Here is a 15,606-nt window from a genome sequence, read left to right as displayed (position 1 = left end):
AGACTTCCAGCCCCCCACCCGGCTACTGCCTAGAACCGCTACACAAAACTACGCCAGCAAATAGCGCGACACCGACTCGCAGATCATCTCGCGGTGGCGCTGTTTGATGGCCTCGGCGGCCAGGTCGAGCTGGAAGATCTCGCCCACGGTGTAGCGGTTCGACACGCGGAAAAAACAGAACGAGTTAATCAGCAGGTGCACGTCCAGCGCCGTCAGCCCGGCGCGGAACACACCCTGTTCCACGCCCCTGGCCAGCACTTCGCCCAGGGCCGTGAGCATCGAATGGTTCATCGCTTTGATGGCGTCGGACTGCTTTACGTACTCGGCGTGGTGGATGTTCTCCACGCTGACGATGCGCACGAAATCGGTGTGGTGGTCGTGGTGGTCGAAGGTGAATTCCACCAAGCGCCGGATTGCCTCCAGCGGCCCCAATTGCGACAGGTTGAGCGCGCCCTCGGTGTTGCGGATATCGCCGTAGACCTTCTCCAACACCTCGATGTAGAGCTGCTCCTTACTGCCGAAGTAGTAATAGATCATGCGCTTGGAGGTGTGGATGCGCTCGGCGATGGCGTCCACCCGCGCCCCCGAAAGCCCCTGCTGAACAAACTCGACAATGGCTTCCTGGAGAATGTTCTCGCGGGTTTTTTCGGGGTTGTTCTTGCGGGGTTTGCGTGGCTGCACGTCAGTTGCCTGGGCCACTGCGGAGAGTTCTGAGGTTGTTGTCATTCTTAGGCTCCCGGTCATCACTGCACAGGGCGGCGATTATGGGCCGGGAGGCGGCGGCGAAGGAAGGCGCCGGGCGGCACCTTTACCTTCGCGGTTACGAATCTCATACAACTGCGGCCGCTGGGTGCGCCAGCCATGGAGTTTGAATATTTCTCGGGGCCCGTGACATTCGCGGCGGGAATGGTAACGTGCGCGGAAATGCCGGACGACCGGACTGGCAACTATCCTACTCACCAGCAACACTCATCCCACATCAAAACAAGAGGATCGCCCCATGCTCTGGAAAAAAGGCCGCCGCAGCGACAACGTGGTCGATGCCCGTGGCGAAGGGGGCGGCGGGGGCGGGATGCGCTTTGGCGGCGGCAAGGGCCTGAGCCTGACGGCCATCGTGCTGATCGTCGGCATCGGCTGGATCACCGGCCAGGACCCGATGCAGATCCTCGGTCAACTGGCCGGGCAAATGGACCAGTCGGCCCCCGCCACCTCCCAGACCCGCCAGGCCCCGCCGGCCAACGATGAACAGGCCGAATTCGTGCGCTCGATCCTGGGCGACACCGAGGACACCTGGGACCAGATCTTCCAGCAGGCCGGGCGCCAGTATCAGCACCCCACCCTGGTGCTGTTCAGCAATGGCGTGAACTCGGCGTGCGGTTTCGCCAATTCGGCCACCGGCCCGTTTTACTGCCCGGCGGACCAGAAGGTGTACCTGGACTTGAGTTTCTTCCGCGAAATGTCCCAGCGCTTCGCCGCTGCCGGCGATTTTGCCCAGGCCTATGTGATCGCCCACGAAGTCGGCCACCACGTGCAGACCCTGCTCGGCGTCTCGGCCAAGATCCAGGCCGCGCGGCAACAGGGCCGCAACCTACAAGGCGATGGCGGGTTGCTGGTGCGCCAGGAGTTGCAGGCCGACTGCCTGGCCGGGGTATGGGCCTTCAGTGCGCAAAAACGCCTGAACTGGCTGGAACCAGGGGACATCGAAGAAGCCCTCAACGCCGCCAACGCCATCGGCGACGACCGCCTCCAGCAACAAGGCCAGGGCCGCGTGGTGCCCGACTCCTTCACCCACGGCACCTCGGCCCAGCGCGTGCGCTGGTTCAAAACCGGCTTCGCCCAGGGCCAGATCAGCCAGTGCGATACCTTTGCCGCCAAGAGTTTGTAGCCGGTAAAGCAGGCCTCTGTACCCGGCCCCAATGGGGGCCTGGCCTGCCCGCGATGGCGGTCTTGAAAGCACCATCGCGGGCAGAGCCCGCTCCCACAGGGGAATGGCAGGCCAGCTCCCACAGGGTTGCGGCCCCAGGGTTTAGAGCATCCGCTGCAACGCCGCGCAATCGCGCGCATGCCAGTCGGTCTGTTCTGGCCAGGGGTTGTCGGGCAGGTTGACCAGCACGGTGCGGGTGCCGGCGGCGCGGCCGCAGTCGAGGTCGAAGCGGTAGTCGCCAACCATCACCATCGCCGCAGGCGCCACGTCCCAGGCCTGGGACAGTTTCAGCAATCCCTCTGGGTCGGGCTTGGGCCTTGCGTCTTCGCGGCCCAATACGTCGGCGGGGTCAAAACAGTCGGCCAGGCCGATGGCTTGCAGGGTGAGGTGGGCCAACTCACGGGCGTTGCGGGTGAGGATGCCGAGGCGGCAGCCGCGCCCGGCCAGTTCCCGCACCAGCGCCACCGCGCCGGGCGCGGCGCGCGAGCCCAGGGCCAGTTCACGCTCGTGTTCCAGCAACCAGGCGTGCTTGGCCGCAGCCTCGGCGGCGGGCAACGCGGCGAGGTGGGTGAGGATGTCGTCTTGCGCCGGGATGCCCAGGGCCACGCGTATCGCCGGGAAATCATGCACAGCGATGGTCAGGGTGCCGTCCATGTCGAACACCCAGTGGCGCACCCCGGCCAGGCTCATGCCCAGTCCTTGCGGTGGCGGATCAGGCCTTCCTGGGTTACCGACGCCACCAGTTGCCCGGCGCGGTTGAATACGCTGCCCCGGGAAAACCCGCGCGAGTTGCCGGCCCAGGGGCTGTCCATGGCGTACAGCAACCAGTCATCGGCACGCAGGTCGGCGTGGAACCACAGCGCATGGTCGAGGCTGGCCACTTGCATGTCTTTTTGCCACACCGATTTGCCGTGGGGCAGCAGCGAGGTGGTCAGCAAGCCGAAATCCGAGGCGTAGGCCAGCAGGTATTTGTGCAGGGCCGGCAGGTCGTCCAGGGCGCCGTCGGCGCGGAACCACACGTACTTGATCGGGTCGCCCGGTTTGGGGTTGTACGGGTCGGCCTCGGACACCGGGCGCACTTCGATGGGTTTGGGGCAGAGGAATTTTTCGCGCATGTGCTCGGGGATCAGGTGCGCGCGCTGCTGGGTGATTTCCAGCTCCGAGGGCAGGTTTTCCGGGCCGACCACCGTGGGCATCGGCAACTGGTGCGCGAAGCCCTCTTCGTCGTACTGGAACGAAGCGCTGCAAGTGAAAATCGGGTGGCCCTTCTGGATCGCGGTGACGCGGCGGGTGCTGAAGCTGCCGCCGTCGCGCACCCGGTCAACCTGGTACACCACCGGCAACGCGGCGTCGCCCGGGCGCAAAAAATAGCCGTGCATCGAATGCACATGGCGCGCTTCTTCTACGGTCTGGCTGGCCGCCGACAGGGACTGGCCCAGCACCTGGCCACCGAACAACTGGCGGAAGCCCAAATCCTGGCTACGGCCACGGAACAGGTTTTCCTCGATGGGTTCCAGGGTCAGCAAGTCCACCAGATCTTCCAACACATGGCTCATTCAAACACTCCTCACACAGGCATTACCGCGCAGTCTTGGCTGCGGCGGCCGACACGGTTCTTGGCTCGGGCCAATTGATGGCACATTGTAAACATCCCGCCGGGCTTAGCCATGCAAGGTTTGCAGCCATTGTTCACGGGTGATGCGGTACAGCACGTGGTCACGCAGCGGGTCATCGCTGGCCAGGCGCGGGTGGGCGAAGTCGCCGTCCGGGTCGTGGTGCATGCCAATGGCCTGCATGACTTTTTGCGACGGCTCGTTGGCACGGGTCGCGAAGGCCACGACCTGCTTCAGCCCCAAACGGTCAAAGCCGCAACGCAGAGCGGTCCACGCCGCTTCGCTGGCATAGCCCAGGCCCCAATGCTCGCGGGCCAGGCGCCAGCCGATTTCGACCGCTGGGGTGAACGGCGCATCGAACCCCACCACGCCCAACCCGGTAAAACCGATAAACGCGCCGTTGTCCTTGCGCTCCAGGGCCCACAGGCCATAACCGTGCTCGGCGAAATGACCGCGCACCCGGCCGATCAACGCCGCGCTTTCCAGGCGCGACAACGGCGCCGGAAAGTAACGCATCACCTGGGGATCGGCGCTCATTGCCGCAAAATCGGCCAAATCCTCGTCACGAAACTGGCGCATCACCAAGCGGGCGCTCTCAAGTTGCAGTATCGGCTCCATCGTGCCCCCTCCGTTTGCATGCTGCGAGTCTACATCGCTGGTAGGATCCTTCACTCTTTCACGCCATGAAATAGCCATGCCCCTGCCGCTGATCTACCACGACGACTACAGCCCTGAATTCCCGGCGGAGCACCGCTTCCCCATGGACAAATTCCGCCTGCTGCGCGATCACCTGGTCGAGTCCGGGCTGACCCGGGACGCCGACCTGCTGCGCCCGACGCTATGCCCAGCGGATATTCTGGCCTTGGCCCACGACCCGGCCTACATCGAACGGTACATGGGCGGCGAATTGTCCCGCGAAGACCAACGACGCCTCGGCCTGCCCTGGACCGAAGCCCTGGCCCGGCGCACCGTGCGCGCGGTGGGCGGTTCCCTCCTGGCCGCCGAACAGGCCCTGGAACACGGCATGGCCTGTCACCTGGCCGGCGGCACCCACCACGCCCACTACGACCACCCGGCGGGGTTCTGCATCTTCAACGACCTGGCGATCATCAGCCGCTATTTCCTGGAAAGTGGCCGGGTTGGGCGGGTATTGATCTTCGACTGCGACGTGCACCAAGGCGATGGCACGGCGCGCATTCTGGAAGACACCCCGGATGCGGTGACGGTTTCCCTGCACTGCGAAAAGAATTTTCCCGCACGCAAGGCCAGCAGCGATTGGGACATCCCCCTGCCCATGGGCATGGGCGACGCCGCCTACCTGCAAGTGGTGGACGATGCCCTCAGCTACCTGCTGCCCCTCTACCAGCCCGACCTGGTGCTGTACGACGCCGGCGTGGACGTGCACCAGGACGACGCCCTGGGCTACCTGAAACTCACCGACGCCGGAGTCGCCGCCCGCGACGAAGCCGTACTGCGCCATTGCCTGGGCCGCGACATCCCAGTGGTCGGGGTGATCGGCGGCGGCTACAGCAAAGACCGCCAGGCCCTGGCCCGGCGCCACGGCATCCTGCACCACAGCGCCCAACGGGTGTGGACGTCATCAGGTTGTCACTGAGCTGTGGGCGGTTACCCACAATGCCTGTGGAGCGGCCTGTGGATAACCTGAGCGAAAGCTTCTACACCCCACAGCCAGCACGCCTCACAACCCTCTGTACATTTTTCAACCACCCCTGTAGCAGCCCCCCAACCAATCTGGCGCCCCGCCGATTTTTACCCAAGGGCTCAGGTAGAATGGCCGCCCTCTTTTGCCAAACCGCAGCCCACGCCATGACCCACGCCGCCTCCGCTTCTCGCCACGCCATCATCATCGGTGGCGGCCCCGCCGGGTTGATGGCGGCCGAAGTCCTGAGCCAGGCCGGGGTGCGGGTGGACCTGTACGACGCCATGCCCTCGGTGGGGCGCAAGTTCCTGCTGGCCGGCGTCGGCGGCATGAACATCACCCACAGCGAAGCCTACCCGGCGTTTTTGTCGCGCTATGCCGAGCGCGCACCGCAGATCGCGCCGCTGCTGCGCGAGTTCGGCGCCGACGCCTTGCGCCAGTGGATCCACGACCTGGGCATAGAAACCTTCGTCGGCACCTCCGGCCGCGTGTTCCCCACCGACATGAAAGCCGCGCCGCTGCTGCGCGCCTGGCTCAAGCGCCTGCGCGAGCAAGGCGTGACGATCCACACCCGCCAGCGCTGGCTCGGCTGGAATGCCGACGCCAGCCTGCGCCTGCAGGGCCCCGACGGCGAAACACGCCTGCACAGCGATGCCCTGTTGCTGGCCCTGGGCGGCGGCAGTTGGGCGCGGTTGGGCTCCGATGGCGCCTGGGTGCCCCTGCTGGCGGCACGCGGTGTAGCGCTGGCGCCGTTGCAGCCGAGCAATTGCGGCTTTGACGTGCAGGCCTGGAGCGAATTACTCGTGAGTAAATTCGCCGGGGCGCCGCTGAAAAACATCGCCATGGGCCTTAACGACGACTTACCGCGCCTGGGCGAATGCGTGCTCACCGCCAGCGGCATCGAAGGCAGCCTGGTCTATGCCCTCTCGGCGCCGATCCGCGAAGCCATCAACCGTGATGGCGCCGCCACCGTCCACCTCGACTTGTTGCCCGGCAAAGCCCTGGGCCAGGTCGAAGCGGCATTGGCCAGGCCCCGGGGCTCGCGCTCGATGAGCAAGCACCTGCACAGCCAAGTGGGGATAGATGGGGTCAAGGCCGCGTTGCTGCGCGAACTGGCGCCCAAAGAAGCCTTCGATGACCCCGCGCGGCTGGCCGCGGCGATCAAGGCGTTGCCTTTAAGGCTGGTGAAAACCCGGCCCCTGGACGAGGCCATCAGCAGCGCCGGAGGCGTGCCGTTCGAGGCGATGGACCCAAGCCTGATGCTCACGGCGCTGCCGGGGGTGTTCTGCGCCGGCGAGATGCTCGACTGGGAAGCCCCCACCGGCGGCTACCTGCTCACGGCCTGCTTCGCCAGCGGTCGGGCGGCGGGGTTGGGGCTGCTGGGGTGGCTGAACCAAGGGCTCCAAAGCGGTGTGGAGGCGACCACTCTGTAGAGCAAACCGCTGGGGAGCGAGCCTGCCCGCGATAGCAGTGGGCCAGCCCAGCAGGATTTGACTGTTACGCAGCCATCGCGAGCAGGCCCACACCCACAAAAAACGTCGCCGCGCCTGCACTCACACCTTCAAGGCTTGCGCTTGCGCGGCCCGGTGTTGAATACCGGCACCTTGCGCACAGGCTTGATCGCCGGGACGTCCGCCGCCACTTCGCCGCTGTCCACCCATTTGCCCAGGTTGCGTTTGCCGCCACCGGAAGCCTTGGGTTTTTTCGGCTTTTTCGGTTTTTTCACAACCTGGCCGCTGGCGTCGGTGTCGGGCACCCGGTGTTCCGGCTCAAAATCCTGCTCCATATGGCGGTTCAGGGTCTGGCGGGTGAGCATTTCGATGGCCGACAGCAGGTTCACTTCATCGGCGCACACCAGGGAAATCGCTTCGCCCGTGGCGCCCGCGCGGCCCGTGCGGCCGATGCGGTGGATGTAGTCTTCGGCGACGATCGGCAGGTCGAAGTTGACCACCAGCGGCAAGTCCTCGATGTCCAGGCCACGGGCCGCGACGTCGGTGGCGACCAGGATCTGTACTTCGCTGGCCTTGAAGCGGTCCAGCGCCCGTTGCCGGGTGGCTTGCGGCTTGTCGCCATGGATACCGTCGGCGTTCACGCCCAGGCCCTGGAGTTTTTCCACCAGCGCATCCACGCCGTTGCGGGTTTTGGCGAACACCAGCACCTGCTTCCAGTGGTTTTTGCGCAGCAGGTGCACAAACAGTTCCGGTTTGCGCTTCTTGTCCACCGGCACCACCCACTGCTTGACGGTGTTGGCGGCGACGTTGCGCGGGCTGACCTCAATGCTCAGCGGGTCGTTGAGCATCTGCCCGGCCAGCAGGCGAATGGCATCGGAGAAGGTCGCGGAAAACAGCAACGTTTGGCGCTTTTTCGGCAGCACGCGGTAGATGTTCGACAGCTCTTCGCTAAAGCCCAGGTCAAGCATGCGGTCGGCTTCGTCCAGCACCAAGGTTTGCAACTGGTTGAACTTGAGGGCGTTCTGGCGGAACAGGTCGAGCAGGCGCCCGGGGGTGGCCACCAACAGGTCCACGCCTTTGCGCAGCTTCATCATTTGCGGGTTGATGCTGACGCCGCCGTACACCGCGTAGGTGCTCAGGGGCAGGTGTTCGGCGTACTGGCGCACGCTTTCGTGAACTTGCTCGGCCAACTCGCGGGTCGGCACCAGGATCAGCGCACGCACCGAGTTGGCCGTGACTTTCGGCCCTTCCATGGCCAGCAGTTGCAACAGCGGCACGGCGAAACCGGCGGTCTTGCCGGTGCCGGTCTGGGCCGCCGCCATCAGGTCGCGCCCGGCCAGCACCGCCGGAATGGCTTGCGCCTGCACCGGCGTCGGAGTCTGGTAACCGAGCGTCTCAAGGGCGCGCAGCAAGGGTTCGATCAGGCCAAGGGTGGCGAAAGTCATGGGGGATACCGTAGGAAAAGTCAGCGCAAGGAGTGCAATGCGCGGCAGTTTACCCTAATTCACTGCGGTTTCTGCCGCCGCCACTGCGGCAGGCCGATCAACACCACGGCGCTGATAATCACCAACATCGCCAGGGCTTCTTCGATGCCGATGGTTTCGCCGGCAAAGACGATCCCCAACAGCACCGCCACGGCCGGGTTGACGTAGGCGTAGCTGGTGGCCGCCGCCGGGCGAACGTTCTTGAGCAGGTACATATAAGCGTTGAAGGCGATGATCGAACCGAAACCGATCAGGTAGAACAGCGCAAACCAGCCCTTGAGCGGCGGCATTGCCTCCAGGCGTTCGCCGCTGAGCACACTGCCCACCATCAGCACCACGCCGCCCACCAACATTTGCGCGGCACTGGCCATTGCGCCCTGGGGCAGCGGCAAGTGCTTGCTCCACACCGAACCAAAGGCCCAGGCCGCCGCCGCGAAAATCAGCAGCGCCGCGCCCAGCGGGCTCGATTGCAAGTTGGAGCCCAGGTTGAGCATGGCGATACCGATCAGCCCCAGCACGATGCCGGCCCACTCCAAGCGGGTGTTGCGCTGGCCCCAGAAATAGCCGCACAGCAAGGTGAACAGCGGCACCGTCGCCACCGCCAGCGCCGCCACACCCGAGGCCACGCCCGTGTGCTCGGCCACGCTGACCGCGCCGTTGCCGAAGGTCAGCAGCAAAATGCCGATCAGCCCCGCCGAACGCCATTGCGGCCAGGTCGGCGCCGGGGCCCCGCGCCAGCGCAGGTAGGCGTACATCAACACGCCGGCGGTGATAAAGCGGATCCCGGCGAGCATCAGCGGCGGCCAGGATTCAATGCCGATGCGGATCACCAGGTAGGTAGACCCCCAAATCACATACAAGGCAAAAAACGCGGCAATCAAGGGCAAGGGGAAACGGCGAGGTCCAGGCATGCGGGGCTCAAAGGCAAGGTGGGCGGGAGAACTATTCTAGAAAGGCCCCCGGGCAAAAATAAGCTACAAAACCTGTTTATAGTGGCCATACACTTTTTAAAAGAATGAAATCCCGGCCATTGGCCACGCTTTCAAAACTCACCCCTTGCACGAGCCCGACCATGGACAAATACGACCGCATGCTCCTCGCCGCCCTGCTGGAAAACGGCCGCGCCAGTTACGCAGAACTGGCGCGCAAGGTCAGCCTGTCGGCACCGGCGGTGGCCGAACGGGTGGCCAAACTGGAAACTTCGGGGGTCATTACCGGCTATAAGGCGCAAGTTGATATGGCCAAAATCGGCCTGCCGATCCGCTGCGTGATCGAATTGCGCCTGAACCAGAACGGCAAGCAGAGCGTGTACGACGAACTGGCCAAGATCCCCCAGTTGACCGAATGCCACCGCGTTACCGGCGACCCCTGCGTCATCATGCAAGGGGCCGTGGGCACGATGCCGGAGCTCGAAGCCCTGATAAACCGCGTGGCACGCTTCGGGGTCAGCAAGACCTCCATCATCCTCTCCAGCGCTCTGGAAACCCGGGTGCCGCTGGAGCAATTGGAAAGCAAGCCCACCTGAGCCGCACTGCCCCTTTCCTCGTAGAGCATGGCTTGCCTCGGTGGGAGCGACTGTCTTACCCCTACCATTCGCCAGCGTCACTCAGTGCCGCCATCGCGAGCAGGCTCGCTCCCACAGAGGAAAGAAGAAATCCCACCCACACCCCAGTTCAACTGTGGGAGCGGGCCTGCCCGCGATAGCGCCCGTAAAGCCGCCATCGCTGGCCAACCCGGCTATTACGGGAGGACGGCGCGCCCCTGGCGTTACCGCCCTCGCCCTTTTTCGAGGCAGCGGTGAGTCGAAAATACCCACCCCGGTGCAAAACCACCCGCCGCAAAGGCGCGATCTAGAGCCTCCCCGCAGAACAATCAATTCTGTTGATTATTACCATTGTGTTTATGAACTTTTATATCGATTTTGCGCGAGTAACATTGGCTCCGTACCCACTTAGTCGCCCTCTCAAGGAGCCGCCATCATGAAACGCCAATTACTGCTCAGCCTGACCCTCTCGATCCTGGCCGCCAACGCCTTTGCCCTGCCAGCCTCGGAACAGAGCGTTCCGCAGATCAAGACCAGCCACACCGTCTTCACCCAGACCCTCGCCGCCGATGGCAGCGAACGCACGCCACAGGGCCAAACCCTGGCAGCCGACGGTAACGAACGTACCCAACAAGGCCAAACCCTGGCCGCTGACGGTAACGAACGCACCCCACAGGGCCAAACCCTCGCCGCTGACGGCACCGAACGTACCCCACAGGGCCAAACCCTCGCCGCTGACGGCACCGAACGTACCCCACAGGGCCAGACCCTCGCCGCTGACGGTTCCGCCCGCACGCCACAAGGCCAGACCGTTGCCGAAGGTGGCCGCGATCGCCTGGAAGAAAAAGGCCTGGTTGAAGGTGGCTACGAGCGCACCCCACAAGGTCAACTGCTGGTCGAGGGCGGTGCTGATCGCCTCGCCGAACGCAACAGCGCTGTGAGCTGAGCCCATGGCGGCCCCGAAAAAAGCCCGATCCCCGGATCGGGCTTTGACTGTGTGTAATCCCCACGCCTGTCTGCGCCCCTAACCGTTTTGTCGTTCGACGCCAGCAAAGTCGATTTGCTAGAGTGCGCCGCTGTCCTTGATAGAAGTCAGCCCCGATGCTGCCCCGCGCCGAACAGAAGCAACAGACCCGCAACGCCCTGATGGACGCAGCCCGCCATTTGATGGAGTGCGGCCGCGGATTCGGCAGCCTGAGCCTGCGTGAAGTGGCCAAGACCGCGGGCATCGTGCCCACCGGGTTCTACCGGCATTTCACCGACATGGACCAATTGGGCCTGGAGCTGGTCAGCGAAGTCGGCCAGACCTTCCGCGCCACCATCCGCCTGGTACGCCACAACGAATTCGTGATGGGCGGCATCATCGATGCCTCGGTGCGCATCTTTCTCGACGTGGTCACCGCCAACCGTTCGCAGTTTTTGTTCCTCGCCCGCGAGCAATACGGCGGCTCGCTGCCGGTGCGCCAGGCCATCGCGGCCCTGCGCGAGAACATCAGCGCCGACCTGGCCGCCGACCTGGTGCTGATGCCCAAGCTGCAACACCTGGACCTCGCCGCGTTGTCGGTGATGGCCGACCTGATCGTCAAAAGCGTGTTCGCCACCCTCCCCGACATCATCGACCCGCCCGCCCAGGCCCTGCCCGAGCACCTCACGCCCCAGGCGAAAATCACCCAGCAACTGCGCTTCATCTTTATCGGCCTCAAGCATTGGCAAGGGTTGGGCAGCACGGAATAACCCGGGCGAGCTTGCTCGCGATGAGGGCCAGCCGACTTAGAAGCTGTTAGACCGCTCTCGCGGGCAAGCCCCACAGTTGAACTGTAGTGCGGGTGGGATTTTCATTTTCCTCTGTGGGAGCGAGCCCGCTCGCGATGACAGCATTCCAAGTGCCAGAAGTGCGTCGCCTGTCCCGGCCTCATCGCGGGCAAGGCCCGCTCCCACAGTGTGGGCGTGATCTGTTTTCCGCTGCTCGCGGTGGCGGCACGCAGTGGCGGTGACGAAGGGTAGGGGTAAGACCGTTACTCCCACAAAAGCTCGCGGCCCCATCATGCATGCCCCAAAACGGGGCGCGCCTTCGCCCAGCGCACCAATCTCCACCCTTCCCTGCGCCCCATTTTCTAGCGCCGCCCAAGCCCGACAGGCTTTTCCTACGCCCCAGCGCAATTGGCAAGCCCCTTGCTCTAGCCCCTGCATCGCCTTTAGCCGGAAGCCTGCCGATGCTGGTCATTCACCAACGGATCGCCGCCCAACCTGAATGGGCCGCCGAGTTGCACCTCACCTTCGAGGCGCGCAGCAAAAGCCGCTTGCGCTGTTTCAGTGCCGAGGGTGAGGACGTGGGGTTGTTCCTGGAGCGCGGCCAGCCGCCGCTGTATGACGGCGAATACCTGCGCGCCGAGGACGGCCGTGTGGTGCGGGTGCGCGCGCGGCCTGAGCAGTTGCTGCACGTCACCTGCGCCAGCGCGTTTGAGCTGACCCGCGCCGCCTATCACCTGGGCAACCGCCACGTGGCCCTGCAAGTGGGCGACGGCTGGTTGCGCCTGCTCGACGACTACGTGCTCAAGGCCATGCTCGAACAACTGGGCGCCACCGTGCAGGCCCTGGAGGCACCCTTCGCACCGGAACACGGCGCCTATGGCGGTGGCCATCATCATTCGCGCCACGGCGAAGAAGCCTTCAACTACGCGCCCAAGTTGCACCAGTTCGGCGTGCGCCAGTGAGCCCGGCCTGGGCCCTGCTGCGCCTGGCCAGCCCGCAGTTGCCGATTGGTGGCTACAGCTATTCCCAGGGCCTGGAAATGGCGGTGGATAACGCCCGCGTGCACGACGCCGCTAGCGCCAAGCGCTGGCTCAGCGATCAGTTGCGGCTCAACCTCAGCCGTTTCGAGGCGCCGCTGCTGCTCGCCCATTGCAGCGCCGCCGCCAACGACGACTGGCCCGCGCTGCACAGCCACTGCGAACAGCACCGGGCCAGCCGCGAAACCCGCGAATTGCATCAGGAGAGCCGGCAGATGGGCTACTCGTTGCAGCAGTTGCTCAACGGCTTGCCGGAGCTGGACGCCCCGGCCCGGGCCTTTCTCCAGCAGCAGGACGAGCCGCACTTGGCCCTGGGCTGGGCGCTGGCGGCGCGGGCCTGGCGCATCACCCCGGCCGACGCCCTCGACGCCTGGCTGTGGAGTTGGCTGGAAAACCAATTGGCCGTGCTGATGAAAACCCTGCCCCTGGGCCAGCAAGCCGCCCAGCGCCTGACCAGCGAACTGCTGCCGGTGCTGCAACAGGCCCGCGAGCACGCCGCCCGCCTCGACCCTCACCATTACGGCAGCGCCGCGTTTGGCCTGTCCTTGGCGTGCATGGCCCATGAGCGCCAGTACAGCCGTCTGTTTCGTTCCTAGGAGAAGCCCATGAACTCACAACCCCTGCGCGTTGGCATCGGTGGCCCGGTCGGCTCGGGCAAGACCGCCCTGACCCTGGCCCTGTGCCTGGCCCTGCGCGAGCGCTACAACCTGGCGGTGGTCACCAACGACATCTACACCCGCGAAGACGCCGATTTCCTGGTGCGCAACCAGGCCCTGGCGCCAGAACGCATCATTGGCGTGGAAACCGGCGGCTGCCCGCACACGGCGATCCGCGAAGACGCCTCGATCAACCTTGAAGCCGTCGATCAGCTCAACCGGCGCTTCCCAGGGCTGGACCTGATTCTGGTGGAATCCGGCGGCGACAACTTGTCCGCCACCTTCAGCCCGGAGCTGTCGGACCTGACGATCTACGTGATCGACGTATCGGCCGGCGACAAATTGCCGCGCAAGGGCGGGCCGGGGATCTGCAAATCCGACCTGCTGGTTATCAACAAGATCGACCTGGCGCCGCTGGTGGGCGCTTCCCTGGAGCTGATGAACAGCGACACCCAGCGCATGCGTGCCGGCAAGCCGTTCGTGTTCAGCAACCAGAAAACCGGCCAGGGCCTGCCCGAGATCATTGCCTTTATCGAACGCCAGGGCCTGCTGACCACGGCGGCCTGAACCCTTATTCACACCAACAAGGACGCTTATCCATGACATTGCCCCGTACCCTCGCCGCCCTCGCGCTGCTGCTCACCCCCGCCCTGGCCCTGGCCCACCCCGGCCACGGCGACAACGGTTTGATCGCCGGTATCAGCCACCCCATCGGCGGCCTCGACCACTTGCTGGCCATGCTCGCCGTTGGCCTGTGGGCGGCGCAGCAACAGGGTGCGGCGCGTTGGGCGCTGCCGTGCAGCTTTGTCGCCACGATGTTGCTGGGCGGCGTGCTGGGTTTTGCAGGGCTGCACCTGCCGGCCCTGGAAAGCGGCATCGCCGCCTCGGTGCTGGCCCTGGGCCTGGCGGTGGCCCTGGCGGTGCGCCCGCCCCTGAGCCTGGCGCTGGCGGCCACGGCGCTGTTTGCCCTGTTCCACGGCGTGGCCCATGGCCTGGAACTGCCGGCCATGGCCAGCCCCTGGAGCTATGCCGCCGGTTTTGTCGCCGCCACCGCCGCCCTGCATGGCGCCGGGTTTGCCCTGGTGCGCGTGCTGCCACGGGCGGCCGCGCCGCTGGTGCGGTTGGCGGGGGCGGTGTCGGCGGCGACTGGGGTGTGGTTGTTGGCGGGGTGATGTTCAATGGTTTGGAGGGTGCTATCGCGTTCAGGCTCGCTCCCACAGTTGTCTTGCGGTGTTTGCCAAGGGAGGTGGGCCTTGCCTGTGATGCCGGGCCACCTCTCCCAAGCCAAGGCTCTCTGCTACCATGTCGCGCAAACACCCCTGCCGTGACGACGCCCGCCAATGCCCCACGCTTCCCGCTCTGCCAGCCTGCCTGAATTGACCGCCCTGTTCGCCACGGTGCAACAGCACTTTCGCGGGGTGATCGTGCCGCTGTGGCAAGGCCCGGGCTGGAACGCGCAATTGGCCCTGCCTTATGAAGCGCTGGACGCCCAGCACCAGCCCCTGCCGCCCCAGCGCTATCGGGCCATGGCGTGTGCGCGGCAGTTGTACCTGTTTGCCAGCCTGATCGGCGAACCCGGCATCAGCGGCGCCGAGGAACGGGCCGAGGCGCTGTTCCGCTCGTTGCAGCGCCACTTCCACGACGCCGAGCACGGTGGCTGGTTCTACAGCATCGATGCCCAAGGCGCGCCGCTGGACACGCGCAAAGACCTCTACACCCACGCCTTCATCATTTTCGCCTGCGCCCATTACTGGGCCCGGGTGCGCGAGCCGTTGGTGGAATCGGTGCTCAACGCGGCGCTGCAAGTGGTCGCCGAGCGTTTCGCCATCGACGGCGGCTTGTATGAAGCGGTACTCGAACGCGATTGGTCGGCGCTGGCCGCTGGCCCCTTGCAAAACCCGTTGATGCACCTGGCCGAAGCCTTGCTCGCCACCCTCGCCGCGCGCCCCGATGCCAAGGCGCAAGCGGCCCTGGAGCAACTGTGCGCGGGTATGCAGCGGCGGTTCGTCGAGCCGCGCCACGGGGTGATGATGGAGAAACCGCTGGGGGCTGTGGATAACTGGTTCGAGCCGGGGCATCAGTTCGAGTGGCTGTTTTTGCTCGGTTCCTCGCCGCTGCTCAAGGGCACGCCGCTGCATGCCTCCCTGGAACGGGCGTTCGCCTACGCCGAGCAGATCGGCGTGGATGACCGCACCGCCAGCGTCAGCGGCATGCTCGACCTGGAGGGCGGCGTGCGCGACGCCACCCAGCGCATCTGGGCCCAGGCCGAATACCTGCGCGCCCTGACCCTGCGCCCCGCCAGCGAACCGCGCCTGCAACGCCAGCTAGAGGCGTTGCAGCAACACTTCCTGCACCCCGGCGGCTGGTACGAGTGCCTCGATGCCAACGCCAGCGTCAGCCGCCGTGACATGCCCTCCACCACCCCGTATCACCTGGCCACCTGTTATCGCGGCTTGGCGCAATATTTGGGCTGAGCCATTGGCGCT

17 protein-coding genes are annotated in these 15,606 nt (G+C 65.2%); 11 read left to right on the top strand and 6 right to left on the bottom strand.

All coding sequences use genetic code 11. The annotated features are described in order from the left end of the window. Positions 1-48: 48 nt before the first annotated feature. Complete coding sequence (locus AC19YT_RS07155) at positions 49-726, bottom strand: TetR/AcrR family transcriptional regulator (RefSeq protein WP_095109405.1); 678 nt, start codon at positions 724-726, stop codon at positions 49-51. Positions 727-1,000: 274 nt separating this feature from the next. Between AC19YT_RS07155 and ypfJ the strand changes: the two genes are divergently transcribed. After that, a complete protein-coding gene (ypfJ, locus tag AC19YT_RS07150; protein WP_095109404.1) occupies positions 1,001-1,885 on the top strand; it encodes a KPN_02809 family neutral zinc metallopeptidase in 885 nt (294 codons plus the stop codon). Positions 1,886-2,026: 141 nt separating this feature from the next. Here ypfJ and AC19YT_RS07145 read toward each other — a convergent pair whose 3' ends face one another. The 3 genes from AC19YT_RS07145 to AC19YT_RS07135 all read right to left on the bottom strand — a co-directional run bounded on the left by AC19YT_RS07145 (position 2,027) and on the right by AC19YT_RS07135 (position 4,155). After that, positions 2,027-2,614 (bottom strand): HAD family hydrolase, encoded by a 588-nt coding sequence (locus AC19YT_RS07145; protein ID WP_095109403.1) that lies wholly within the window; start codon positions 2,612-2,614, stop codon positions 2,027-2,029. Then, positions 2,611-3,480: an acyl-CoA thioesterase II gene (gene tesB / locus AC19YT_RS07140; protein ID WP_500610012.1), complete on the bottom strand. Its 870-nt coding sequence runs from the start codon at positions 3,478-3,480 to the stop codon at positions 2,611-2,613. Before tesB ends, AC19YT_RS07145 begins: the two co-directional genes overlap by 4 nt. Positions 3,481-3,585: 105 nt before the next feature. Further along, a complete protein-coding gene (locus tag AC19YT_RS07135; RefSeq protein ID WP_095109401.1) occupies positions 3,586-4,155 on the bottom strand; it encodes a GNAT family N-acetyltransferase in 570 nt (189 codons plus the stop codon). Between the two features lie 76 nt (positions 4,156-4,231). Here AC19YT_RS07135 and AC19YT_RS07130 point away from each other — a divergent pair, with 76 nt between their 5' ends. Both AC19YT_RS07130 and AC19YT_RS07125 read left to right on the top strand, forming a co-directional pair. After that, positions 4,232-5,152, top strand: coding sequence for a histone deacetylase family protein (locus AC19YT_RS07130; protein WP_500610011.1), 921 nt, complete (start codon positions 4,232-4,234; stop codon positions 5,150-5,152). 212 nt (positions 5,153-5,364) lie between these two features. Next, complete coding sequence (locus AC19YT_RS07125) at positions 5,365-6,630, top strand: TIGR03862 family flavoprotein (protein ID WP_500610043.1); 1,266 nt, start codon at positions 5,365-5,367, stop codon at positions 6,628-6,630. Between the two features lie 128 nt (positions 6,631-6,758). Here the strand turns inward: AC19YT_RS07125 and rhlE1 are convergent, their stop codons facing one another. Together rhlE1 and yedA are read right to left on the bottom strand one after the other, a co-directional pair. Next, on the bottom strand, positions 6,759-8,093 hold the full coding sequence (gene rhlE1, locus AC19YT_RS07120) for an RNA helicase RhlE1 (protein WP_095109398.1): 1,335 nt from the start codon (positions 8,091-8,093) through the stop codon (positions 6,759-6,761). 59 nt (positions 8,094-8,152) lie between these two features. Then, complete coding sequence (yedA, locus tag AC19YT_RS07115; protein ID WP_095109397.1) at positions 8,153-9,043, bottom strand: drug/metabolite exporter YedA; 891 nt, start codon at positions 9,041-9,043, stop codon at positions 8,153-8,155. 161 nt (positions 9,044-9,204) lie between these two features. Here yedA and AC19YT_RS07110 point away from each other — a divergent pair, with 161 nt between their 5' ends. The 8 genes from AC19YT_RS07110 (at position 9,205) to AC19YT_RS07075 (ending at position 15,594) form a co-directional block, all read left to right on the top strand. Further along, a complete protein-coding gene (locus tag AC19YT_RS07110; protein WP_095109396.1) occupies positions 9,205-9,657 on the top strand; it encodes an Lrp/AsnC family transcriptional regulator in 453 nt (150 codons plus the stop codon). Positions 9,658-10,111: 454 nt separating this feature from the next. Beyond that, positions 10,112-10,621, top strand: coding sequence for a hypothetical protein (locus AC19YT_RS07105; protein WP_500610010.1), 510 nt, complete (start codon positions 10,112-10,114; stop codon positions 10,619-10,621). Positions 10,622-10,776: 155 nt separating this feature from the next. After that, positions 10,777-11,409 (top strand): TetR family transcriptional regulator, encoded by a 633-nt coding sequence (locus AC19YT_RS07100; RefSeq protein WP_500610009.1) that lies wholly within the window; start codon positions 10,777-10,779, stop codon positions 11,407-11,409. 479 nt (positions 11,410-11,888) lie between these two features. Continuing rightward, a complete protein-coding gene (ureE, locus tag AC19YT_RS07095; protein ID WP_500610008.1) occupies positions 11,889-12,389 on the top strand; it encodes an urease accessory protein UreE in 501 nt (166 codons plus the stop codon). Continuing rightward, on the top strand, positions 12,386-13,060 hold the full coding sequence (locus AC19YT_RS07090; protein ID WP_095109392.1) for an urease accessory protein UreF: 675 nt from the start codon (positions 12,386-12,388) through the stop codon (positions 13,058-13,060). Before ureE ends, AC19YT_RS07090 begins: the two co-directional genes overlap by 4 nt. Before the next feature lie 9 nt (positions 13,061-13,069). Continuing rightward, positions 13,070-13,687, top strand: a complete 618-nt coding sequence (ureG, locus tag AC19YT_RS07085; RefSeq protein ID WP_095109391.1) for an urease accessory protein UreG — start codon at positions 13,070-13,072, stop codon at positions 13,685-13,687. Between the two features lie 32 nt (positions 13,688-13,719). Then, positions 13,720-14,292: a HupE/UreJ family protein gene (locus tag AC19YT_RS07080; RefSeq protein WP_500597673.1), complete on the top strand. Its 573-nt coding sequence runs from the start codon at positions 13,720-13,722 to the stop codon at positions 14,290-14,292. Positions 14,293-14,460: 168 nt separating this feature from the next. Further along, entirely contained in the window at positions 14,461-15,594 is a 1,134-nt protein-coding gene (locus tag AC19YT_RS07075; protein ID WP_500610007.1) for an AGE family epimerase/isomerase, read from the top strand. Positions 15,595-15,606: the final 12 nt, after the last annotated feature.

Source organism: Pseudomonas sp. MF08875, from assembly GCF_059862525.1.
The sequence above is the reverse complement of the archived record's forward strand: the minus strand, read 5'-3'. Positions and strand labels throughout refer to the sequence as shown.